17 protein-coding genes are annotated in these 22,483 nt (G+C 74.4%); 1 reads left to right on the plus strand and 16 read right to left on the minus strand.

All coding sequences use genetic code 11. From position 1 onward, the window contains the following. Positions 1–31: 31 nt before the first annotated feature. Positions 32–1,180 carry a DUF4185 domain-containing protein gene (locus ACFYVJ_RS04985; protein ID WP_388886686.1) on the plus strand — a complete coding sequence of 383 codons (1,149 nt, stop codon included), beginning with the start codon at positions 32–34 and terminating at the stop codon, positions 1,178–1,180. Here the strand turns inward: ACFYVJ_RS04985 and ACFYVJ_RS04990 are convergent. The 16 genes from ACFYVJ_RS04990 to ACFYVJ_RS05065 form a co-directional block, all read right to left on the minus strand. Continuing rightward, positions 1,149–2,108 carry a putative protein N(5)-glutamine methyltransferase gene (locus ACFYVJ_RS04990; RefSeq protein WP_388886688.1) on the minus strand — a complete coding sequence of 320 codons (960 nt, stop codon included), beginning with the start codon at positions 2,106–2,108 and terminating at the stop codon, positions 1,149–1,151. The genes ACFYVJ_RS04985 and ACFYVJ_RS04990 overlap by 32 nt on opposite strands. A gap of 40 nt (positions 2,109–2,148) precedes the next feature. After that, on the minus strand, positions 2,149–3,819 hold the full coding sequence (locus ACFYVJ_RS04995; RefSeq protein WP_388886690.1) for a bifunctional 3'-5' exonuclease/DNA polymerase: 1,671 nt from the start codon (positions 3,817–3,819) through the stop codon (positions 2,149–2,151). Between the two features lie 406 nt (positions 3,820–4,225). Then, positions 4,226–5,254 (minus strand): lysophospholipid acyltransferase family protein, encoded by a 1,029-nt coding sequence (locus ACFYVJ_RS05000; protein WP_388886692.1) that lies wholly within the window; start codon positions 5,252–5,254, stop codon positions 4,226–4,228. Beyond that, positions 5,251–6,828 (minus strand): lactate racemase domain-containing protein, encoded by a 1,578-nt coding sequence (locus ACFYVJ_RS05005; RefSeq protein ID WP_388886694.1) that lies wholly within the window; start codon positions 6,826–6,828, stop codon positions 5,251–5,253. The genes ACFYVJ_RS05000 and ACFYVJ_RS05005 overlap by 4 nt, the downstream gene beginning before the upstream one ends. A gap of 131 nt (positions 6,829–6,959) precedes the next feature. Then, the gene (locus tag ACFYVJ_RS05010) at positions 6,960–8,198 is read right to left on the minus strand and encodes a zinc-binding dehydrogenase (protein ID WP_388886695.1); all 1,239 of its coding nucleotides are present in this window, start codon (positions 8,196–8,198) and stop codon (positions 6,960–6,962) included. After that, positions 8,195–10,561: an HAD-IB family hydrolase gene (locus ACFYVJ_RS05015; protein WP_388886697.1), complete on the minus strand. Its 2,367-nt coding sequence runs from the start codon at positions 10,559–10,561 to the stop codon at positions 8,195–8,197. Before ACFYVJ_RS05015 ends, ACFYVJ_RS05010 begins: the two co-directional genes overlap by 4 nt. Positions 10,562–10,622: 61 nt before the next feature. Beyond that, positions 10,623–11,879, minus strand: a complete 1,257-nt coding sequence (gene larC, locus ACFYVJ_RS05020) for a nickel pincer cofactor biosynthesis protein LarC (RefSeq protein WP_388886698.1) — start codon at positions 11,877–11,879, stop codon at positions 10,623–10,625. A gap of 140 nt (positions 11,880–12,019) precedes the next feature. Further along, positions 12,020–12,769 carry a nickel pincer cofactor biosynthesis protein LarB gene (gene larB, locus ACFYVJ_RS05025; protein WP_388886699.1) on the minus strand — a complete coding sequence of 250 codons (750 nt, stop codon included), beginning with the start codon at positions 12,767–12,769 and terminating at the stop codon, positions 12,020–12,022. Continuing rightward, a complete protein-coding gene (locus tag ACFYVJ_RS05030) occupies positions 12,766–13,764 on the minus strand; it encodes a TIGR00268 family protein (RefSeq protein WP_388886701.1) in 999 nt (332 codons plus the stop codon). Before ACFYVJ_RS05030 ends, larB begins: the two co-directional genes overlap by 4 nt. After that, a complete protein-coding gene (locus tag ACFYVJ_RS05035) occupies positions 13,761–14,678 on the minus strand; it encodes a ferritin-like domain-containing protein (RefSeq protein WP_388886702.1) in 918 nt (305 codons plus the stop codon). Before ACFYVJ_RS05035 ends, ACFYVJ_RS05030 begins: the two co-directional genes overlap by 4 nt. A gap of 164 nt (positions 14,679–14,842) precedes the next feature. Beyond that, the gene (locus ACFYVJ_RS05040; RefSeq protein WP_388886703.1) at positions 14,843–15,469 is read right to left on the minus strand and encodes a TetR family transcriptional regulator; all 627 of its coding nucleotides are present in this window, start codon (positions 15,467–15,469) and stop codon (positions 14,843–14,845) included. Positions 15,470–15,687: 218 nt separating this feature from the next. Continuing rightward, a complete protein-coding gene (gene fdhD, locus ACFYVJ_RS05045; RefSeq protein WP_388886704.1) occupies positions 15,688–16,539 on the minus strand; it encodes a formate dehydrogenase accessory sulfurtransferase FdhD in 852 nt (283 codons plus the stop codon). Positions 16,540–16,545: 6 nt separating this feature from the next. Next, positions 16,546–17,418 (minus strand): 2Fe-2S iron-sulfur cluster-binding protein, encoded by an 873-nt coding sequence (locus ACFYVJ_RS05050; protein WP_326794785.1) that lies wholly within the window; start codon positions 17,416–17,418, stop codon positions 16,546–16,548. Next, on the minus strand, positions 17,415–19,352 hold the full coding sequence (locus ACFYVJ_RS05055; RefSeq protein WP_388886705.1) for an NAD(P)H-dependent oxidoreductase subunit E: 1,938 nt from the start codon (positions 19,350–19,352) through the stop codon (positions 17,415–17,417). Before ACFYVJ_RS05055 ends, ACFYVJ_RS05050 begins: the two co-directional genes overlap by 4 nt. Next, a complete protein-coding gene (locus ACFYVJ_RS05060; RefSeq protein ID WP_388886706.1) occupies positions 19,343–21,289 on the minus strand; it encodes a molybdopterin oxidoreductase family protein in 1,947 nt (648 codons plus the stop codon). The genes ACFYVJ_RS05055 and ACFYVJ_RS05060 overlap by 10 nt, the downstream gene beginning before the upstream one ends. Beyond that, positions 21,286–22,380: a 2-dehydropantoate 2-reductase gene (locus ACFYVJ_RS05065; protein WP_388886708.1), complete on the minus strand. Its 1,095-nt coding sequence runs from the start codon at positions 22,378–22,380 to the stop codon at positions 21,286–21,288. Before ACFYVJ_RS05065 ends, ACFYVJ_RS05060 begins: the two co-directional genes overlap by 4 nt. Positions 22,381–22,483 lie beyond the last annotated feature (103 nt).

Genomic DNA, 22,483 nt, shown 5'->3' on the forward strand with positions numbered 1-22,483 from the left:
AATCGATTTCTCGGGACCTTCGGGAGGGCCCATGGGCAGTCATCGCGAAGTCGGAGCGGGCCGCGGCGCGCCCATGAGCAGGGCGCGGTTCCTGAGAACGGCGGCCGGTGCCGCCGTCGGCGGCGGGGTGCTGCTGGGGACCGGGAAGGCGGCGGCGGAGCCGGCGGGCGCGGAGGGCGGGGCCGCCCCCGGGGCCGGGCGCGGAGCCGCGGCCCTGGAGGTGACCAAGATCCGGGACCTCACCGGGCCCGGGATCACCACCGCGTACCGGATGGAGGCCACCGACCTGGGCATCCCCGTGCGTACGCCGGACGGCCGGATGCTCTTCGTCTTCGGCGACACCTTCGAGGAGGCGCGCGTCGGCGGCGGCTGGTGGCGCTCGCCCGTCGCCCTGTACTCCCGGACGGCGAACCTCGACGCCGGCGTCACCTGGTCCGGCGCGGTGGGCGGGGCGGCGGCGCAGCAACTCTGGGCGTACGAGCACGACAACCCCGTCTTCTCCACCGTCCTGCCGTCCGACGTCATCACCATCGGCTCGACGATGTATCTGCACGCCATGGTCAACAAGGGCCTCGGCAACGTCGTCTGGACGGAGATCTGGCGCTCCGACGACAACGGCGCCACCTGGGTGCACACCGGCGCGAAGTTCGCCCCCGACCTGCACGGCGGCCTCTTCCAGTTGCTGACCTGGGGAGAGGGCAACGACGGCTTCGTGTACGTGTTCTCCACGGAGTTCACCCGCAGCAAGCCGATGATCCTCCAGCGGGTGCCGTCGGCCCGGATCGCCGACCCCGGCGCGTACGAGCCGTGGGGCTACCGCAACGGCGCCTGGGCGTGGGGCAATCCGCCGACGCCGGTGCTGGAGGGGCGCTTCGGCGAGATGTGCCTGCGGCCGATGGCGGGCAAGTGGATCCTCACGTGGTTCAACGAGGCCGACTACCGCATCGACGGCATCCTCATGGACACCCCCACGTCCAACCTGTACGAGGCGCACCGGCGGACGCTGGTGTGGGGCGGGCAGTGGGGCAACGAGGACGACTCACACGTGGCGCAGTTGTACGGCGGCTACGTGATCCCCGGGTCGACGCCGGACAACCTGCATCTGGCGGTGAGCCAGTGGAACACCTCCGCGGGCTGGCCGTACCGGGTCATGCAGCACCGGGTGCGGGGGTTCGTGTAGGCGGGCCCGCGCCGGGCCGCGCGCCGCCCGCCCGCGGCGCGCGGCCGGTGACGACCGTCGCCGCCAGGTCCGCGCACGCCGCCGTGTGCGCCGTCAGTCCGGCGGCGACGACGGCCGCGCGGGTACGGGGCTCCTGCCGCTCGCTCGTCTCCACGAGCAGCAGCCCGCCGGGCGCCAGCCACTTTGGGGCCGCGGCGATCACGCGGCGCTGCACGTCCAGCCCGTCGGCGCCGCCGTCGAGCGCGGTCAGCGGTTCGTGGTCGCGGGCCTCGGGCGGCAGGAACGGGACCTCGTCGGTGGGCACGTACGGGGCGTTGACGACGAGCACGTCGACGCGGCCGCGGAGGCGTGCGGGCAGCGGCGCGTAGAGGTCGCCCTCGTAGACGGTGCCGGCCGGCCCGACGTTGCGCCGGGCGCAGCGGACTGCGGCGGGGTCGACGTCGGCGGCGTGCAGTTCGGCGCCGGGCACGGCGGCGGCGACGGCGGCACCGATGGCGCCGGAGCCGCAGCACAGGTCGAGCACGACGGGGCGGGGGGCGGTCGCCGCCGCTGCCGCGGCGTGCCGGACCAGGAACTCGCTGCGCCTGCGGGGTACGAACACGCCGGGCTCGACGGCGATGTCCAGCCCGCAGAACTCGGCCCGGCCCAGGACCTGTTCCAGCGGCCACCCGGCGACGCGGCGGGCGACGAGGGCGTCCAGCTCGGCGGGGGTGGGGGCGGCGGCCGTCAGGAGGCGGGCCTCGTCCTCGGCGAAGACGCAGCCGGCGGCGCGGAGGCGGGCTACGAGGGGGGCCGGGGGGTCGGGTCGGGTCGGTGGGGGCGGTGCGGGGTCCTGTCGTGCGGGGTCTTGCGGTTCGGGGTCCTGCGGTGGCCGTTCGTGCCGTGTGGCTTCTCGGTGCGGGGCGTTCTGCGGCGGGGTCTTGGGCACGTACCCGTTCTACCGTGTGGTCCGTACGCTCCGCCCCTCCTTATTTCGCGTCCGCGTAACACTCCACCACCGCCGTCGTGAACGAGAACACCACCGGCGTCTCCCCGAACATCACCTCCCCCGCCCGCGCCGACGCCGCCGTCAGCGCCTTCTCCACCGCCGGAGCCTCCGCCTCGGGGCAGTGCACGATCACCTCGTCGTGCTGGAAGAACACCAGCTCCGCCCGCATCCCCGCCAGCTCCTGGCGGAGCGCCGCCAGCAGGCACAGCGCCCACTCCGCCGCGCTCGCCTGCACCACGAAGTTGCGCGTGAACCGGCCCCGCGCCCGCGCCGCGGCGCCCCCGCGCGCCGTCGCCCCCTCCCCGTCGTCCTCCTGCGGCAGCCCCGCCTCGCCGTCGTCCGCCGCGTCCGACGGCGCGCACGTGCGGCCCAGATGGCTGCGGACGAGCCGGCCCTCCTCGCCGGCGCGGGCGGCCTCGTCCACGTACGCCACCGCGGCGGGGAAGCGGCGGCGCAGATCCGCCAGGTACTTCAGCGCGTCGCCTGAGGTCTGGCCGTAGATCGCGCCCAGCAGCGCGAGCTTCGCCTCCGCGCGCCCGCCCGCGAACGCGCGGGCCGCCAGCGCCTCGTACAGATCCCGCGTGCCGTCCGCCGCCGCCATCAGCCCCTGGTCGCCGGAGACGGCCGCCAGCACCCGCGGCTCCATCTGGTCGGCGTCGGCCACCACCAGCCGCCAGCCCTCGTCCGCGACCACCGCGCGGCGCACCACCCGCGGAATCTGCAGCGCGCCGCCGCCGTGCGTGGTCCAGCGCCCCGACATGGCGCCGCCCGGCAGGTACTCGGGGCGGAACCGGCCGTCGTGCACCCAGGTCTGCAGCCAGGACCAGCCGTGGGCGGTGTGCAGCCGGTAGAGCTTCTTGTACTCCAGCAGCGGTGCCACGGCGGGGTGGTCGATGTCCTGCAGCTCCCACTTGCGGGTGGAGGTGATCCTGACGCCCGCCTTGCGGAACGCGCGGACGACCTCCGCGGGCAGGTCGGGGCGGACCCGCTCGCCGAACGCACGGGACACGTCGTCCGCGAGCGCGGCGAGGCGGGGCGGCTCCAGGCCGCCGGGGTAGCGGCCGCCGAGCAGCTCGGTGAGCAGGGCGTCGTGCACGTCGGCGCGCCAGGGCAGGCCGGCGTGGTGCATCTCGGCGGCGACGAGCATCCCGGCGGACTCGGCGGCGAGGAGGAGGCGCAGGCGGTGCGGGTGGGCGGAGGCGGCGATCCGGTCCTGCTGCGCGGCGTGGACGGCGAGGAGGGCGGGCAGGTCGTCGGTGCCGTGGGGGCGGGCGGGGGCGGTGTCGAAGAGGGTGGGCTCCGGCTCGCCGGCGAACGAGCGGGGCGGTGGGTCCTTCGGCACGGGCAGTCCGCGGAGTCGTGCCCAGGCGGCGGCGAGGGAGCGGGGCAGGCCCCACATCCCCTCGTGGCCGAGGAGGACGGCTTCGGCGGCTTCGACGTCGTGACAGCGGGCGACGGTTTCGCCGGCGTCGAGGAGGCGGGGGTAGAACGCGGCGGTGGAGGACCAGATCCAGCGGTCGGCGGTGGGGTGACGGCGGAGGGCGTGGGCGGCGTGGGGGTAGGTGTGCTCGGGGCCTTGGGGGTTGCCGGAGGCGTCGACGGGGCAGACGACGACCCCGCCGCGGGGTCCGTCGGCCATGGCCCAGCGCATACGCCCGAGTCTGCCACCGCCCACTGACACGGGGCCCGGTGCCGGGGGGTGTTCCCCCACCCCGCCCCGCCCCGAACCCGGGGCTGCCGCCCCGAACCCCGCGACCGCGCCCGCCGCACGGCAAGCGGCATCCAGGGGCTCCGCCCCTGCGCCCCGGGGCCGCGCCCCGAACCCCGCTCCGATGCCTCCGGCACCGGGCAGGACCCGACTGCCCGCGCGGGCGGTGCGGGCAAGCCGGAGGGCGTTCCCCGACCCGCCCCTTCCCGAAACCGGGGCTGCGCCCCGGACCCCCTACCGCGCCTGCCGCGCGGCCCAGTCGGGGGCTCCGCCCCCGTACCCCCGCGGGGCTGCGCCCTGGCCCCATGACCCGCGCCTTCGGCGCGGGTGGGATTCGGGGGTGGGCGGATCAGTCGTCCCGCCACACCTTCCGGCGGCCGTCCCCCAGCGAGGGTCTCGTCGCCTCCCAGACGCGCCGCCACTCCGCCACCGGCTTGCCCTGTTCCACCGGCGTCGCCGTCAGCGGGAGCGCCGTCGTGCGGCCCTCCGGGAGGGTCAGGCGGCCCTCTTCCGCCGCGCGGAGCGACTGGTACCAGCCCAGGTCCTCCTCCGCCCACAGAGCGGCGATGTGGCGCAGCATGCGGGCGCGGAAGTCCGTGACGGACTCGCCCGTCTGCGGCGGCAGGGGGCGGCCGAAGCGGACCACCAGGCGGGTGCCCGTGCGGGTGGGGAGCGCCTTGCCGCGGGGCATAGCGGCGAACGTGCCGCGGACCGCCACCGGGACGACCGGGATGCCCATGTTCACGCACAGGCGCGACGCGCCCATCTTGAACGAGCTCATCCAGCCGTCGTGCGACCGCGTGCCCTCCGGGTACAGCAGCAGGCTCCAGCCGTCGTCGATCAGCTCCGCCGGCAGCGACACCCCGCCGCGGCGCGAGCCGTGGCGGTCCACCGGGAAGGCGTTGAACATCAGGGCGGTGGTGATGCTGACCGCCGTGGAGGTGAAGAAGTAGTCCGCCGCCGCGCCGACCGCCGTGCGGTCGGCGATGCGGCGGGGCAGGGACCCGAGGATCAGCGGGGTGTCGAGGTGGCTGGAGTGGTTGGCGACGAAGATCGCCGGGCCGCGCAGCGACTCCAGCAGGTCCAGGCCCTCGATCTGCGGCCGGGTCTTGGCCCACGCGTACTGCTTGAGCACCCCGCGCTGGAGGACGTTGCGCACCGCCCGGGCCGCGGGTGTCCGCGCCCACGCGGTGGGGAACGTCTTCTGCTCCACCTTCCCCGCCCCGAAGCCCGCCGCGCCGCCGCCCGGGGTGCGGTAGCCGCGGGGGGCCAGGGCCCGGCCGCGCCAGTCGCGGCCGGAACGCACCATCGCCAGGTCGCCGCGCAGGCTCCCCCGGCCCGGTTTGCCGCCCTTGCGCGGGCCCTTCGCGCCGCTCATCGGACGGACGCCAGGGTCAGCGGCGGCATGTGCTGGTACGTGATCGAGGGGCTGGTGCCCACCGTCTGCGAGGCCAGTTGCAGCGCGTCGTTCAGCGTCGACGCCGACTGCACGCCGAGCCGGGACGCCGCGCCGCGGTCCGCGCCGACGAAGATGACCTGGCCAAGGTGCTGCATCGCGTGCGCGCCCCAGTACCACATGTAGAAGGGGTGCACGCCGTGGTAGGCGTAGCTCTTGCGGTAGAGGTGCGTGTACCACGGGTCGGTGGCGAACTGCTTCTCGAACTTGGCCTCGATGACCGCCGGGTCGGTGGTCTCGGCCAGCACCTCTTCGTAGAAGTCGATGTAGCTGGGGTGGTGCACGGGGTGGAACTCGTTCGGCATCGGGTGGTAGAAGATCCCGACGCCGCCCTCGCGCACGATCGGCTTGTTCAGATACAGGTTGAAGAAGTAGCCGAGGCCCAGGCACATCGTCAGGATCGGGTTCATCACCGAGTTGACGTTGTACGGGCAGATGTACGGCAGCCCGTACACCGCGACGTCCGCCTGCCCCTGCACCTCGGTGAGCTGCTGGCGGTGGACGTTGCGCAGGGTGATCGGGTGCACCTCGCTCGGCGCGCCCGCGTTCACGCCCGTGACCCCGTACGGCGCCTCCGTCTTGTGCCACAGCCGGCGCCGCATCGACGGCGTCATCAGCGAGTTGCCGCGCCGGGAGGCGAGGTAGGCGGCCTGGTCGCCGTAGTTCCACTCCCACTCGCGCTTGTTGAGGAAGCGGGTGGCGGACGGGAAGGTGTCGTTGTTCAGCGTCGTCTCGACGGTGAACACCTTGACCTGGCCGCCGATCAGGTCGTGCATGCGGTTGTACGAGTGGTGCATGGCCGACTTCGGCGGGTCGTTGAACGACCGGGAGTGCCGCAGCGTGTGCACGTTGTGGTGGTGGCGGATGCTGCGGTAGCTGGCCAGGCCCACCGACACCGACTTGGGGCCGCCGCTCATCGCCGTCGAGGTGATGTTGACGTAGACGACGAGGTCGCTCTCGGCCGCCCGCCGGTTGATCTCGACCTCCTCACCCTCCGCGGTGTCGCCGAGGTGCACGAGGTTGTCGCGGTCCTCGGCGTCGTGGTTGGTGAGGTGCTGCGGGAAGAACGACCGGAACACCCGGTCGCCCACGACGTGCTGCAGCTCCGCCGGGGTCATGCGCCGGTGCAGGGCGTTGGCGGCGATCAGCTCGACGTCGTCGACGCCCTTCGCCGCCGCCATCTCCAGCACCTGCTCGATGATCCGCTGGCGTACGTCGGGCCGGCGCATCGGCGGCAGCGGGAGCGACAGGTCGTCGAAGACGATCGTCAGCCGCATGCCGGCGAACAGCAGCTCCGGCAGGGGCTCGCTGCCGTGCGGTTCGAGCAGCGCGCGGCGGATGACCCCGTCGACGTCGCGGATGCCGGGCAGCGAGTCGGGCGGGTAGATCACCCGGGTGCCGTGGGGCAGCCGCTCCAGCCGGAAATTCTCGCCCTCGTGCACCAGCAGGGGCGGGGTTCGTTCGTCGACTTCCAGCACGAAGCCTGGTCTGCTCACGCTCTCTCCTCAGTGTGGTCGCCGGCGCCTGCAGCGGGCGGCGGTGCGGGCGTCGGGTGCCCGGCGGCTGCGTACGGCGGTGGGGGGCGGCCGACTACGGTACCGGCCCCCAGCCTGCCATTCTTCCCCGGTCAGCCGTCCAGGGTCGGGTCGAAGGCGATCTTGACGGAGCCCGCCGAGCCGGCCGCGAACGCGTGCTCCAGCGCAGGGCGCCACTGCTGGAGCGCATAGCGTTCGACGTAGCCGTCGAGGGGCGCGGTGGCGGCGAGCTGCACCGCCTTGTCGAAGTCGGTGCCGGCGCGGCCGTCGGGGCCCGCGTCGGGGTCGTCGGGGGTGACGTCCTCGCGGCGTCTGGTCGTGTACGCACCGACGAGGCTCAGCTCCCGGTACCAGAGCGGGGTCAGGTCGGCACCCCCCGGGATGCCGGACACGACGACCGTCCCCCCGGCCCGTACGGTACGCAGCGCGGTGTCGAGGCCGGCGCCGCCGCCGGTGCACTCGAACGCGATGTCCGCCCCGCCGAGCAGGAACTCCGAGCCCATTTCCGGTCGCTGGGCGAGCGCCGAGGTCATCCGGCGGACGGCGCGCAGCGCGCGGTCCGGCTCGACAGCCTCGTCCGCGCCCAGCGCCAGCGCCCGTTCGCGCTGGTGGCCGTGCTTGGCGACGACGTGGATGGTGCCTGCCTCGGTGAGCTGCCGCAGCGCGAGCACGGTGAAAAGGCCCACCGTGCCGGCCCCGATGACCAGCACCGAGGCGCCCGGCTCGATCGGCACCCGGCGGACCGAGTGGATCGCGCACGCCAGCGGCTCGACGAGCACCGCGCGCTCGTCCGGCAGGTCGTCGGGCACCGGGCGGAGCTGGTGCTCGTGGGCGACCATGCGCTGGGCCCAGCCGCCGCCGGTGTCGGCGCAGTAGCCGGTCTGCATGCCGGGCGACAGGTGCCCGGAGGTGATGTGGTCGCAGCGGTTGGTGTGCCCGGCCCGGCAGGCGTCGCACTCGGGCAGGCCGCGTACCGCGCAGGAGAGCACCGGGTCGAGCACGACGCGGGTGCCGCGCGGGATGGTCGGCAGGTCGTCGACGGTGGTGCCGACGACCTCGTGTCCGGGTACGAACGGCGTGGACGTCAGCGCCGCCAGATACGGCGACACGGTGCCGTTGAGCATCCCGAGGTCCGAGCCGCAGATGCCGGACAGGCTGGGCGCCAGCCGGGTCCAGCCGTCGCCCTTGGGCAGTTCGCGCCGGTCGCGCGCGAGCCGCAGCGGCGCGAGCGAGCCGGCCAGCGAGCCGGCGGCGCGGCTGCGGGTGCGGCTGAGCCCGCGGGCGGCCAGGAAGCGCGCGGGCGAACGGTGGTACTGAAGCGCCAGGCTCATCGGGCCTCTCCGTCGGATGCGGTGCGGCCGGCCGCGGGCAGGGCCCGTACGGGACGCGGCCGGGTGTGGCTGATCACGGTGCCCGCGAGCGCGTCCCAGCGGCTCGCGGTGTGCGTCCCCCAGCGGGCGATCTCCCAGCGGTGGCGCTTGGCGTGCCGGAACAGCCGGGTGTCGGGGTTGACCGCGTGCGGCTTGCCCACGACCTCCAGCAGCGGCCGGTCCGAGTAGCTGTCGGCGTAGCCGAAGCTGGCGCCGAGGTGGATCTCCCGCTCGCGGGCGTGGCTCTGCAGCCAGGCCGCGCGGCCCTCGCCGACGATCGGCGGGGTGCGCAGGAAGCCGGTCAGGACGCCGTCGTGCTCGGCGAGGTGGGTCGCCTCGATGTCGTCGAAGAGCGGCCGCAGCGGCTCCACGAGCAGGTCGAGGCTGCCGGTGATGAGCACGGTGCGGTGGCCGGCGGCGCGGTGGGCGCGGATGCGGCGTACGGCCTCGGGCATCACGCGGTGCAGCAGCGCGTCGCCGACCTGCTCCTCGACCAGGGCGCGCAGTTCCTCGGCGCGTGCGCCCTCGTAGCGGCGGAAGAAGGTGCGCATCACGTCGCCGCGGTCGCGCCGCTCCGCGAGCAGGTAGCGCGGCGCGTTGCGGGCGAGGTCGAACAGCTCGGGGGCCCAGCGCCCGCGGGGCAGCGACGCCAGCCGGGTCCAGACGTAGGACTCGACGATGTCGGAGGCGATGATCGTGCCGTCCAGGTCGAAGACGGCGGCCGTGCTGCCGGCGGCGACGTCGCCGCCGGGCGGGAGCGCGGCGGGGTTGGGCTTGCGGGTCCTGCGGCCGCCGCCGGTCCTGGCCCGCAGCGGCGCGGTGACCTTGGGGCAGTGGATCTCTTCGAGGTACGTGTACCAGTCGATCCCGGCGGGGTCGAAGCCGTGCTCCGCGGCGCGGTCGGCGGGCAGCGCGGCGTTCAGCGCGCGCAGCTCGCGGTCGTCGTAGACGACGGCGGTACGGGTGTAGACACCGTACAGGTCGGAGTAGCGGCGCAGGGTCTCCAGCGAGCGCTTCTCCTTGTGCAGCCTGCTCGCCCACTCCTGGGTGCGCTCGGTGCCGGGCAGTTGGCCGAGGAGCTTGTCGGCGAGGTTCGCGGCGCGCTCCCCGGCGCCGAGCGCGAACTCCACCCGGGCGGCGCCCGGGAAGGTCCACGACGGCGGCCGGACGTGGCCGCGGCCGCTGCTCTCCGGCAGCGGGTCGCGGCGGAAGTAGGAGTGCACGTGCTTGTACAGGTCGCGCAGCGTGAGGGGGTTGGTGGCGCCGGAGCCGACGTGGAAGTAGTGCGGCCCCGCGCCCTCCTCGGGCGGCGCCGCCGCGGCGGCGAGGGTGGCGTTGACGACGAGGTCGACGGGGACGACGTCCATCACGGTGTCCGGCTGCCCCGGCATGTCGCGCAGCAGCCCGCTGCCGTACGCGATGATCAGCGGGTCGGCCATCTTGAAGCCGTCGATCCAGCCGGGGTACGGGTGCCGCAGTGCGCTCTCCACGATCGCGGGCCGCACGATCGACAGCGGCCGGTCCGCCCACAGCTCCTCGACGGCGCGCTCGGACATCGCCTTGGTGAAGGTGTAGACGTCGGAGAAGCCGAGGATCTCGGCGCGGATGGCGCCGTGTTCGACGAGCCGCTCCTCGACCCACGCGCGGCGGGCGTCCTCGGCGTCCTTGGCGGCGATCTGCGGGCCCGCCTTGCCGTGGTCGCGGCCGGCCTTCTCCAGCGCCTTGCGCAGCACCTCGGGGCGGCGGGAGGCGCGTTCGACGTCGTCGCGCGCGGCCAGGCCCTGGGCCAGCTCGCCGCGCCAGTCGACGTCGTGGGTGAGCCGGCCCTCCCGGACGAGGCCCTGGCCGCCGCTGGAGACGTACGCGGTGGAGATGTGCACGATGTGCGGCGGGCGCTCCTGCCGGCCCAGCTTCTCGTACAGCGCGACGGCGCCGGAGACGTTGCTGCTGAACGCCTCGTCGATGGGCGGGTCGAAGGAGACGGACGAGGCGCAGTGGATGGCGACGTCGATGTCAGCGGGGAACTCGACGTCCTCCAGCTTGTCGAGCGCGCCCTCGATGACGGTGACGCGCCGCTCCGCCTCGGCGAAGGCGGCCTCGTCGCCGACCTGTTCGCGCCAGGTGCGGAAGACGTCCTTGCGCAGCAGGCGGCGGAAGCGGTCGGCGGCGCCGCCGTTGCCCCGCGGGCGGACGACGATCGAGACGCGGGTGCCGGGATGGCCGGACAGCAGCCGCTCCAGCAGCGCCTGCCCGATGAAGCCGGTGGCCCCAGTCAGCAGGACGTGCGCGTCGTCGAGTCGCCCGATGCGGTAAGTCCCCGTCACTCGTGCCCTCCCCTGATCTGGTCTTGCATATGCCGGTCTCTGTTTCTGTTGCGGACCGGCGTCAACCGGTGGCGGGCCGCGGCACCGCCAGGTCGCCCCGGTAGCGGACTGCGGCAGCTTCGCACACCGCGCGTACGGGCCAGCCCAGCGCGGCCGCGGCGGCCTCCGCTTCGGCCAGCTCCGGCTGCACGGTGAGCGCGCCGCCGGGTGCTTCCGCGACCTTGACGGTGACCTGCTGCTCGGCGCCGGGCGGCCCCACGGCGACCACGGCGCTCTGCCGGGGCAGCATCAGGCGCCGGTGGGCGGACCAGCGGACGCCGAGCGTGGTGGTGTGCCGGAACAGCGCGTCGGCCACGGCGGGCCGCACGTCCGCCGCGCACAGCGCGGTGACGACGCGGCCGGGGCGGCCGTGCCTGCCGACGGTCTCGGTGGTCCAGCAGTCCCACGCGCCGGCGGCGCGCAGGGCGGCGAGGACCGACGGCCACAGCCGCGGGTCGAGGTCGTCGACGGTGCTCTCCACGACCGTGACCTCGCCCTCGGCGGGCCCGCCGGCCGCGTTGGCGGTGCGGGTGCCGACGACGACGCGGGTGATGTTGGGGCGGTCGGGGGTGTCGCGGCGGCCGCCGCCGGTGCCCACGGCCCGTACCGCCATGTCCGGCAGCGGTCCTGGCGCGGCAAGTGCGGCGACGAGCGCCGCCCCGGTGGGGGTGGTGCGCTCGCCGGCGAGCCCGCCGCCGGTCAGCGCGAGGCCGCCGGCGGCGGCCAGGTGCAGCACCGCGGGTACGGGGACGGGCATCCGGCCGTGCGCGCAGTCGACTTCCCCGCTGCCGGCGGCGAGCGGGGAGGTGGTGACGGCGGCGCCGGGGTCGAGCAGGCCGAGGTCGGCGAGGGCGGCGGCGCAGCCGACCACGTCGGCGAGCGCGTCGAAGGCGCCGACCTCGTGGAAGTGGACTTCCTCGGCGGTGGTCCCGTGCGCCTTGCCCTCGGCCTCGGCGAGCAGCCGGAAGACGCGGGCGGCGAAGTCCGCGGCGGGCGCGGCGAGTCCGGCCCCGGTGGCGCGGTCGAGGTCGGCGAGGACGTCCGCGAGGTGGCGGTGGTGGTCGGGCACGGCGGGGCGGTGGACGGTGACGCGGTTGCACCCGAAGCCGCCGCGGCGGTCGCGCGCCACCGACACGCCGAGCCCGTCGATCTTGAGCGCGGCGACCGCCTCCTGCACGGCGGCGAGGCGCGCGCCGGCGTCGAGCAGCGCGCCGAGCAGCATGTCGCCGGCCACCCCGGCGGTGCAGTCGAGATGGGCCGCGGCCGTCCCCTCAGCCACCGTGTGTCACCCCCGGCGAGTCCCGTTCATGATCGGTGGGAGAGCCCTTCCCGTACGTCTCCGCCGCCACACCGGCGCGCGGGGCGGCCTCCCCCGTGTGAGCGACGCCGTACGCGAAGGCGGGGCGGGCGCTGCGCTGTTCAGTCACCGGCGCGTACCCCCACGATCTTGGCGGCGTGCACCGCGGCGCCGAAGCCGTTGTCGATGTTGACGACGGTGAGCCCGGGGGCGCACGTGGCGAGCATCGCGCCCGCGGCGGCGCGGCCGCCGTCGGCGAAGCCGTAGCCGACGCTGGTGGGGACGCCGACGACGGGGGCGCTGAGCAGTCCGGTGACGACGCTCGGGAGGGCGCCGTCCATGCCCGCGACGACGATCGCGCAGTCCGCGGCGCGCACGTCGCCGAGCACCGAGAGCAGCCGGGAAAGACCGGCCACGCCGACGTCGGCGTAGAGCCGGGAGCCGGTGCCGAGCGCGTCGAGGGTGGCGACGGCCTCGCGGGCGACGGGCAGGTCGCTGGTGCCCGCGGTGAGCACGGCGACGGTGCCGCGCGGGGCCGGCAGCGGGCCCACGGTGACGGTGCGGGCGCGGGTGTCGACCCGTACCGGCTCGTCGGCGAAGGTGTCGGGCGCGTCCCGCAGCACCTCCTCGGGGCAGCGGGTGGCCAGCGCCGGGGAGTCCGGTGCGCGGCGGCGCAGTTCGGCGAGGAGCTGGAGGGTCTGCTGCGGGGTCTTGCCGTCCGCGTAGACGACCTCGGGCACGCCGGTGCGGCGCCGCCGGTCCACGTCGAGGCGGGCGAAGTCGCCGACCTCCGCGATCTCGCCGGCGAGCAGCCCCGCCTCTGCCCACGGGGTGCCGGTGGCGTCGAGGGCGCTGCCGCGCGGCTCGCTCATCGCGTCGGCGCTCCGTCGGAAGAGACGGTGCGCGAGGCGGCGCGGGCGGCGGTGCTCACCGCGCCCGTACGGTACGGGGCGAGGCTGCCCTCGCCGAGCGGGCCGACGGCGGCGACCTCGCGCAGCAGCGTGTCGCCGAGGCCGTGGGCGGCGGCGACCTCGCGGTGCGCGGGCGCGTCCAGCTCGATCCGGAATCCTTGCTTCAGCAGCCGTACGCGGACGTCGCGGGCGCCCACCCGGTGCTCGTCCAGCGTCTCGCGGACCCGCTCCTCGGCCCGTTCGACCAGGTGCAGCCGGTCCTTGGAGACCGTGACGCCCACGGCGATCCGCGACGCCAGGCACGGCATGCCCGGCTTCTCCGCGACCGGCAGCCCCCACGCCCGGGCGAGCGCGCGCACCGCGGCCTTGCCGAGCCCGGCGGCGGCCAGCGGCTCGGCGGCGGCGAGTTCCTTGGCGGCGCGCAGCCCGGGGCGGTGGGCGGCGCGGCGGTCGTCGAGGTGGGTGCCGGTGGCGACGTGCGCGAAGCCGTGCTCCGCGGCGTAGCCGGAAACCCGGCCGAGGACGGTCTGCTTGCAGAAGTAGCAGCGGTCGCCGGCGTTGGCGCGATAGCCCGCGACGGACAGCTCGTCGCTGTCCAGCACGACGAGTTCGGCGCCGAGGTCCGCCGCCGTATCGCGGGCGAGGGCCAGCTCGCCGCGGGCCAGGGCGGGCGAGTCGGCGATGACGGCGACGGTCCGGCCGGGGCCGAGGGCGCGTACGGCCGCGGCGAGGACGACCGTGGAATCCACGCCACCGGAGTATGCCACCGCGACGCTGCCGAGTCGTCCGACTTCCGCCAGCAGCGCGGTGGCGGCCGCGCCCGCGTCCGGCTCGCCGGACTCCGCGGCGGCCGGCCCCGGGGCGGGGGCGGCCGCGGGGTCACCGGCGGCGGTTGCGGTGGGCCCGCGCCGGTCGGCGGCGGGGCCTTGGTGCGCGGCGGGGCCGGCGTCCGTCATGCGTGCGAGCCCGCCGATCGACGTCGTACGGCGGCGATCCCGGCCGCGCCCGCGACCACCGCGGCGCCGGCGACCAGCCGCTTGCGGGAGCTGCGTTTGGCGCTGCCCAGGTCGTCGACGGGCACGCCGGCGCCGAAGCCCGCGACGCCGCGCTGGACCAGGTTGAGCCCGGCCATGCCGGGAAGCTTGTGCACCTTCTCGTCGATCTTGCGCACGGCGGCGGCGCCCGCGTCGTCACCAAGCAGGTGCCGCAGCACGAACCGGGTCTCCTCCACGGGCTGGATGGTGGAGCCGACGGGCTGCCAGAAGCGCTCGGTCACCCAGCGGGCCACTGAACGGGCGCGCTGGGAGCGCTCCAGGCGCTCCTTGGCCTGGCTGGCGTAGAACGCGAGATGACGGGACTCCTGACGCTGTATGCGGCCGAGCAGCTTGGTCAGCTCGGGGTGCTGCTCCTTCTCGATGAGGCTGCCGTACGCGGCGTGCGCGGACCACTCGTTTATGGCACCCCACGTCATGTGCACGGCCACGAAGTCGTCGCCGATGGCGTTGGCCGCGATGGACTGGTAGATCGGCGCCAGCCGGTCCTTGAGCCCCTGCGCCTCGCGCACCTCGCGGATGTGGTCGTAGTCGGCCTTCTGCCCGTGGGCGCGCAGCACCGAGTCGATCGCCTCGCCGTGCCAGAACTCCTCGAAGGCCCACATCGACATGAACGCCGTGACGTCCGGGTCCCGGTGCGAGGGGGTGACCAGCACGTCCCGCAGGTAGCAGACCGTGTGGCTCTCCACGTCCGACATGTACCGCAGACAGCGCAGCGCCTCCGCGGACAGCGGGCGCTCGGCGAACGCGTCGAGATCCAGATCGTCGACCTGGACGCGTCCGGCCGTGTTGATGTAGCCCGGTATGTCGAAGGCCATTGCTCTCCCTCCGGCAGATGCGCCGATTGAGCCGAGTCCATCACGGCACGAAGCCCTTTATCAACATCTGTTGAGTTAGCTCGCGATTCTAGATCGCGGCCGGACCCGCACGCCACTGCCCCCACCCGTGACGCAGCAGACACTCCTGAGGTTGACTCGGCGCGCTAACTCGGCGCGGCGGGAAGCGGGCCGAAGAGATAGCCGTCGATGGTACGGCCCACGATCTCGGCCAACTCCGGCCGCGGCAACTCGGCGAGCGGGCCGAAGCGCACCACGTAGCGCACCAGGGCGGTGCCCACGAGGTGGGACCCCGCGAGTCCTGCGCGCAGCTCCGCGCGGTCCTTGACGGCGCGGGAGGCGATGCGGGCGACCAGTTCGCGGGTGATGAAGTCGCGCAGGATGGCGGCGGCCGGCTGGTACGAGGCGGCGGAGAGCAGGATCGCCTGAAAGGGCCACCTGGTCTCGGCGTCGTCCCACAGATCGAAGTAATACGCGGCGAGCCGCCCGCCAAGCCCGTCGGAGGCGTCGCCGATGATCCGCCCGAGCACGTCGTCGGGGCGCATCACGTCGGCGATGGCGGCCAGGTACAGCCCTTCCTTGCTGCCGAAGAACTGGACGAGGAGGGACGGGTCGACGCCCGCCTCGCGCGCGACGGCGCGCAGGCTGCAGGCGCCGTAGCCGCGGGCGAACATGCGCTTGGCGGCCCGGATGATGTCCGCCCTGGTGTCGGGACGGCCGGGGCGGGGCCCGAGCGGCCGCACCCGAGGGCCCAGCGTTCTCTTCCCGGTCACGGTGGTCGCTCACGCTCCAACGCAGGTGTGCATTTTGCTCATTGCGTCAAGTCTTCGGTGAACGCGCGGCCGGGACAAGAGGGGCGGGCCAAAGCTCCGGTCAAGAGGGCACGTCGGCGGGGCGGCCCGTGAGCGGGCCGCGCGGGCGTCGGGGGCCGGCCGGCGCAGGGGGCGCACCCCGCCGGCCGGCCCCGCGCCCGCGCACGCGACGGGGCCGATCAGACGCCCGCGACCGTACGGTGCGGGGCGATGCGGTGTTCGCCTGCGTACACGTTCATGGTGTCGCCGCGGAGGAACCCGACGAGGGTCATGCCGGTCTCGGCGGCGAGGTCGACGGCGAGGGAGGAGGGAGCGGAGACGGCGGCCAGGACGGGGATGCCGGCCATCGCGGCCTTCTGGGCCAGCTCGAAGGAGGCGCGGCCCGAGACCATCAGCACGGTGCCGGCGAGCGGGAGGCGGTCCTGTTGCAGGGCGCGGCCGATCAGCTTGTCGACGGCGTTGTGGCGGCCCACGTCCTCGCGCAGGTCGATCAGTTCCCCGTCCGGGGTGAACAGCGCGGCGGCGTGCAGCCCCCCGGTGCGGTCGAAGACCCGCTGCCCGGCCCGCAGCCGGTCGGGCAGCACGGCCAGGGTCTCCGGCGTCAGCCGCATACCGCCGTCGGCCAGGGGCCAGCGCGTCGTCGTACGGACCGCGTCCAGGCTCGCCTTCCCGCACAGGCCGCACGACGACGTCGTATAGACGTTCCGCTCCAGCGAGACGTCCGGGACCGGCACTCCCGCGGCCAGCCGCACGTCCACGATGTTGTACGTGTTCCCGCCCTCCGTACCGTCCACCGCCCCCGCGCAGTACGTGATGCCCGCCAGCTCACCGCCCTCGGCCACCACCCCCTCGCTGACCAGGAACCCCGCCGCCAGTGCGAAGTCGTCACCCGGCGTCCGCATCGTGATCGCCAGCGCCCGGCCCGCCAGCCGGATCTCCAGCGGCTCCTCCGCCACCAGCGTGTCCGCCCGCCGGTCCACCCGCCCCCCGCGCACCCGCACCACCGGACGCCGCACCGTCACCCGACCCATCGCCGATCACTCCGTACCCTGGACGTTCTGGACGTGCTGGTAGCCGAACCGGCCCTTGATGCACAGGTTGCCCCGCGTGATGGGGTTGTCGTGCGGCGAGCCGACCTTGACGATCCGGTTGTCCTGCACGTGCAGCGTGAGGTTGCAGCCCACCCCGCAGTACGCGCACACCGTCGTCGTCTCCGTCTGCGCGTCCTCGTCCCACGTGCCGGCCGCGCGCATCTCGTACTCGGTCCTGAAGCTCAGCGCCCCGGTGGGACAGACCTCGATGCAGTTGCCGCAGTAGACGCAGGCCGAATCGGGCAGCGGCCCGTCGTGCTCCACGGCGATCGTCGTGTCGAACCCCCGGCCGGCAACCGCGATGGCGAAGGTGTTCTGCCACTGGTCGCCGCAGGCGTCGACGCACTTGTAGCACATGATGCACTTGCCGTACTCGCGCACATAGAGGTCGTTGTCGACCTTCGCGCCGCGGTCCCCCACCGTCGCCGCGTCCGGGCCGAACCGGCCGGGCTCCGCGCCGTACTCCTCGATCCAGCCGGCGACATGCGGCGTCGTCGACAAGTCGGTGGAGGAGGCGAGGAGTTCGAGGACCAGCTTGCGGCTGTGCCGGGCCCGCTCGCTGCCCGTACGGACCTTCATGCCCGGCTCCGCGCGGCGGGAGCACGCGGGCGCGAGCGCCCGGGCGCCCTCCACCTCCACGACGCAGACCCGGCAGGCGTTCTTGGGCGTGAGCGTGTCGCCGTAGCAGAGGGTCGGGATGTCCTTGCCGGCGGCGGTGCAGGCGTCGAGGATCGTGTCGCCCTCCAGGGCGTGGACGGTCTCGCCGTCGAGTTCGAACTCGACGCGGCGGCGCGGCAGGCCGAGCGGGACGCTGCTCATTCGTAGGCTCCCAGGCGGTCGATGGCGGACTCCACGGCGTTCCACGCGGTCTGGCCGAGACCGCAGATGGAGGCGTCGCGCATGACCTGGCCCACCTCGCGCAGCAGCGCGACGTCGGCCGCGGCCGCCGCGCCGCGCAGGTCCGCGATGCGGTGCAGGGCCTCCTCCTGCCGCACGGTGCCGACGCGGCACGGTACGCACTGGCCGCATGACTCGTCGCGGAAGAACTCCGCGACGCGGATGAGGATGCGGGGCAGGTCGACGGTGTCGTCCAGGACGAGGACGACGCCGGAGCCGAGGGTGGCGCCCGCGGCGCGGGCCCCCTCGAAGGTCAGCGGCACGTCCAGTTCGTCGGGCCGGACGAAGCCGCCGGCGGCACCGCCGAGCAGCACGGCGCGCAGGCCGGGCGGGGGGCCGCCGGCGAGGTCGAGGAGGTCGCGGAGGGTGGCGCCGAAGGGGACCTCGAAGACGCCGGGGCGGTCGACGGTGCCGGCGATGCAGAAGAGCTTGGTGCCCGTGGAGGACTCGGTGCCGGTCGCGGCGAAGGCGGCGGCGCCGTGGGTGAGGATCGGCAGGACGTTGACCAGGGTCTCGACGTTGTTGACGGCGGTGGGCTTGCCGAAGAGGCCCCGCTCGGTGGGGAACGGGGGCTTGCTGCGCGGCTCGCCGCGGTGGCCCTCGATGGAGTTGAAGATCGCGGTCTCCTCGCCGCAGATGTACGCGCCGGCGCCGCGGCGGATCTCGATGTCGAAGGCGTAGCCCTGGCCGAGGACGTCGTCGCCGAGGAGGCCGCGGGCGCGGGCGCGGTCCGCGGCGTGGGTGAGGCGGTCGAGGGCGCGGGGGTACTCGCCGCGGAGGTAGAGGTAGCCGCGGTGGGCGCCGACGGCGTAGCCGGCGATGGTCATGGCCTCGATGATGGCGTAGGGGTCGCCTTCCATAAGCACGCGGTCCTTGAAGGTGCCGGGCTCGGACTCGTCGGCGTTGCAGACGAGGTAGCGGGTGCGGACGGGCTGGGAGGCGGTGCCCTGCCACTTGCGCCCGGTGGGGAAGGCGGCGCCGCCGCGGCCGAGGAGACCGGCGTCGGTGACCTCGCGGATGACGCCGGCGGGACCGAGGGCGAAGGCGTTGCGCAGGGCGGTGTAGCCGCCGTGGGCGCGGTAGTCGTCGAGGTCGGCCGGGTCGGTGGTGCCGACGCGGCGGAGGAGGACGAGGCCGGGGTCGCCGGTCTGGGGAACGGCGGCGGCGGGCGGGGGTTCGCGGTCGGCCCGGGCGGGATCCCGGGCGGCGAGGACGAGGGCGTCGGGGGTGGCGGGGGCGACGACGGCGGTGGTGGGTGTGCCCCGGTCCCGCCCCTTCCCGAACCCGGGAGCCGCGCCCCCGCCCCCCGCCGCCTCCCCCTCCGGTACATCCCCCTCCGGTGCCTCTCCCTCCGGCGCCTCCCCCGCCCGTATCACCAGCGCCGCCGGGGCCCGTTCGCACAGGCCCAGGCACGGGCTCTCCTGCCATGTCGCGCCGCCCGCGGGAGTGCCCGGCGGGCCCAGGCGAGACGTCAGGGACTCCGTCACGCGTTTGGATCCGCTCGCCGCGCACGCGATGTCCGTGCAGACGTGGAGCACCGTCGCCGGGCGCGGGCGCAGGGAGAACATCGCGTAGAAGGTGGCGACCCCGTACGCCTCCGCCGGCGGGACCGTCAGGCGGCGGCAGATGTAGTCAAGCGCGCCCTCGCTGATCCAGCCCACCCGGTCGTTGACCGCGTGCAGCGCCGGGAGCAGGAGGTCGCGGCGGTCGCGGGCCTCGTGGCCGCCCTTCGCCCAGCGCAGGTCCGCCGCGTCGCGCTCGCCGCCCTCCCAGCCCGTCGGGGCCGGGCCCAGCAGCTCGTCGACGGCGGCGCGTTCGGCGTCGGAGGGCTTGGCGTCGGTGTACTTCAGGTCCACGACGGCACCGCCTGCCGGTCGGCGAGCTTGTCGATGCGTACGGCCGCGGCCTTGTACTCCGCCGTGCCCGCGATCGGGCACGTGGCCTCGATCGTCAACTGGTTGGTATCCACCTCGTCCGGGAAGTGCAGCGTCATGAACGCCAGCCCGGGCCGCAGCCCTTCGTCGATCCACACCGGGGCGACGACCGAGCCGCGGCGCGAGGTGATGCGGACCTCCTCGCCGTGGGCGACGCCGTAGGCCGCCGCGTCCTCCGGGGACAGCTCGATGTTCTCGCCGCGGCGCAGCGGCGATGCGAAGCCGCTGGACTGCACGCCCGTGTTGTACGAGTCGAGCCGCCGGCCGGTCGTCAGCCGCAGCGGGTAGTCGTGGTCCAGGAGGTCCACCGGCGGGGAGTGCAGCACCGGGCCGAAGGCCGCCCGCATACCGCGGCGTTCGGGGTCGGCCTCCCAGAGGCGGCCGTGCAGGTACGTCGGCTCCAGCCGGTCCTCGCTGGGGCAGGGCCACTGGATGCCCTGGTGCTCCTCCAGCCGCGCGTACGTCATCCCGCGGTGGTCGGGCGAGACCGCGCGCAGTTCGTCCCAGACCTCCTGCGCCTCGCCGTACTTCCAGTCGTGGCCCAGCCGGCGGGCCAGCTCGCAGAGGATGTCGATGTCGTCGCGCGCCTCGCCGGGCGGGCGGACGGCCTTGCGGACGCGCTGGACGCGCCGTTCGCTGTTGGTCGTGGTGCCCTCGGTCTCGCACCAGGCGGCGGAGGCGGGCAGCACGACGTCGGCGAGCAGCGCGGTCTTCGTCAGGAAGATGTCCTGGACGACGAGGTGGTCGAGGGCGCGCAGCCGCTGCACGGTGTGCTCGTTGTCGGCCTCGGACTGCGCGGGGTTCTCGCCGATGCAGTAGACGGCCTTCAGCGTGCCCCGTTCGATGCCGTCGAGCATCTCGGTGAGGTTGAGGCCGTAGCGGGGCTGGATGACGGCGTCCCAGGCGGTCTCGAAGCGCTCCCGCACCGCCGGCTCCAGGATGTCCTGGAAGCCGGGGAGCCGGTTGGGGATGGCGCCCATGTCGCCGCCGCCCTGGACGTTGTTCTGGCCGCGCAGGGGCTGGAGCCCGCTGCCGTGGCGGCCGACGTGGCCGGTGAGGAGGGCGAGGTTGATCAGGGCGCGGACGTTGTCGGTGGCGTTGTGGTGCTCGGTGATGCCGAGGGTCCAGCACATCTGGGCGCGCTCCGCCGTGGCGTACGCGTGCGCCAGCTCGCGGATCGCCGCGGCCGGGACGCCGGTGACCTGCTCGGCGGCGGCCAGGGTCCAGGGCTCGACGGCGGCGGCGTACTCCTCGTAGCCGCTGGTGGCGCGTTCGATGAACGCGGTGTTGGCGAGCCCGGCGTGGATGATCTCGCGGCCGACGGCGTGGGCGAGCGGGATGTCGGTGCCCACGTCGAGGCCGAGCCAGCGGTCGGCCCACTCGGCGGTCCCCGTACGGCGGGGGTCGACGGCGAACATCCGGGCGCCGTTGCGGATGCCCTTCAGCACGTGCTGGAAGAAGATCGGGTGCGCGAAGCGGGCGTTGGACCCCCACATCACGATCAGGTCGGTCTCCTCGACCTCCGCGTACGAGGAGGTGCCGCCGCCGGAGCCGAAGACGGCCGACAGGCCCGCGACGCTGGGGGCGTGGCAGGTGCGGTTGCAGGAGTCGACGTTGTTGGTGCCGATGACGACGCGGGTGAACTTCTGCGCGACGTAGTTCATCTCGTTCGTGGAGCGGGCGCAGGAGAACATGCCGAACGCGTCGGGGCCGTGCGCGTCCGTGGTCGCGGCGAAGCCGCGCGCGGCGGCGTCCAGCGCCTCCTCCCAGGTCGCCCGGTGCAGCTCGCCGTCCGCGCCGCGGACGAGCGGGTGGGTGAGCCGCGGGTACTGCTTCGGGGTCCTGTTGCGGTCCTTCATGAGGCGCTCCTGGCGGTGTCCTGGCTGCTGGGGTCGCTGGGGTTGCTGGGGTTGCTGACGCTGCTCGGGTCGCTGGGGTTACTCGGGTCGCTCGGGTTGCTCCGGTCTGCCGCGGCGGGGGTACGGGCCGTCGTCTCGGCGAGCAGTCCCGCGACCGCGGCGATGGCGCGCACGGTCGGCACGGGGACGCCGGTCAGGCCGGCCAGCTCGACCACGGCCGCGAGCAGCACGTCGAGTTCGAGCGGCTTGCCCCGCTCCAGGTCCTGGAGGGTGGAGGTCTTGTGGTCGCCGACGCGCGCGGCGCCGTCCAGCCGCCGTTCGATGGAGATCCCGGGCCGGCTGCCGAGCCGCGCGGCGACCTCCAGGGTCTCCCGCATCATGGCGGTGACCAGCTCGCGGGTGCCGTCGTGCCCGGCGATCTCGCCCATGGTGGCGCGGGTGAGCGCGCTGATCGGGTTGAACGAGATATTGCCGAGCAGCTTGATCCAGATGTCGTTGCGCAGGTCGGGCTCGACCGGGCACTTGAGCCCGCCGGCCACCATGGCGGCGCTGAAGTCGAGGCAGCGCGGGCTGACGGCGCCGTCCGGTTCGCCGATGGAGAAGCGGGTGCCCTCCAGGTGGCGTACGACGCCGGGCGCGGCCAGTTCGGTGGCGGCGTAGACGACGCAGCCGATGGCGCGCTCGGGCGGCAGGGTCCTGGTGACGGCGCCGCCGGGGTCGACGCTCTCGATGCGCTGTCCGGTGTACGGGCCCGGCAGCCCGTGGAAGTACCACCACGGGATGCCGTTCTGGGCGGCGATGACCGCCGTCTTGTCGTGCAGCAGCGGGTGGACGAGCGGACCGCTGGTGGCGTACGAGTTCGCCTTCAGCCCGAGGAAGACGTAGTCGACGGGGCCTACGGCCGCCGGGTCGTCCGTCGCCTCGGGGCGGGCGGTGAAGTCGCCTCGCGGGCTGAGCACGCTGACGCCTGCGCGGCGCAGGGCGGCCAGGTGCGGTCCGCGGGCGATGAGATGGACGTCGGCACCGGCGCGGTGGAGCGCTGCTCCGACGTAGGCACCGATCGCGCCGGCACCGACAACTGCGACTTTCACTGGCGGGCTCCCTTGCGTGCGATGCGATCGCGGGGGCTCTTTCCTAGTCGACAGAATATTGTCTACAGTATGCCTTTCACGGGGGTCAAGGGTCGTGACACCC

The organism is Streptomyces sp. NPDC004134, from assembly GCF_042874195.1.
In the GTDB taxonomy this organism is placed as follows: Bacteria; Actinomycetota; Actinomycetes; order Streptomycetales; family Streptomycetaceae; genus Streptomyces.

Bases quoted from the DNA above. Each gene is read 5' to 3' on its own strand.
- ACFYVJ_RS04985 (WP_388886686.1), top strand. From the start codon at position 32: ATGGGCAGTCATCGCGAAGTCGGAGCGGGCCGCGGCGCGCCCATGAGC.
- ACFYVJ_RS04995 (WP_388886690.1), bottom strand. From the start codon at position 3,819: ATGCGCTGGGCCATGGCCGACGGACCCCGCGGCGGGGTCGTCGTCTGC.
- ACFYVJ_RS05000 (WP_388886692.1), bottom strand. From the start codon at position 5,254: ATGAGCGGCGCGAAGGGCCCGCGCAAGGGCGGCAAACCGGGCCGGGGG.
- ACFYVJ_RS05010 (WP_388886695.1), bottom strand. From the start codon at position 8,198: ATGAGCCTGGCGCTTCAGTACCACCGTTCGCCCGCGCGCTTCCTGGCC.
- larB (WP_388886699.1), bottom strand. From the start codon at position 12,769: ATGAGCGAGCCGCGCGGCAGCGCCCTCGACGCCACCGGCACCCCGTGG.
- ACFYVJ_RS05030 (WP_388886701.1), bottom strand. From the start codon at position 13,764: ATGACGGACGCCGGCCCCGCCGCGCACCAAGGCCCCGCCGCCGACCGG.
- ACFYVJ_RS05035 (WP_388886702.1), bottom strand. From the start codon at position 14,678: ATGGCCTTCGACATACCGGGCTACATCAACACGGCCGGACGCGTCCAG.
- fdhD (WP_388886704.1), bottom strand. From the start codon at position 16,539: ATGGGTCGGGTGACGGTGCGGCGTCCGGTGGTGCGGGTGCGCGGGGGG.
- ACFYVJ_RS05050 (WP_326794785.1), bottom strand. From the start codon at position 17,418: ATGAGCAGCGTCCCGCTCGGCCTGCCGCGCCGCCGCGTCGAGTTCGAA.
- ACFYVJ_RS05060 (WP_388886706.1), bottom strand. From the start codon at position 21,289: ATGAAGGACCGCAACAGGACCCCGAAGCAGTACCCGCGGCTCACCCAC.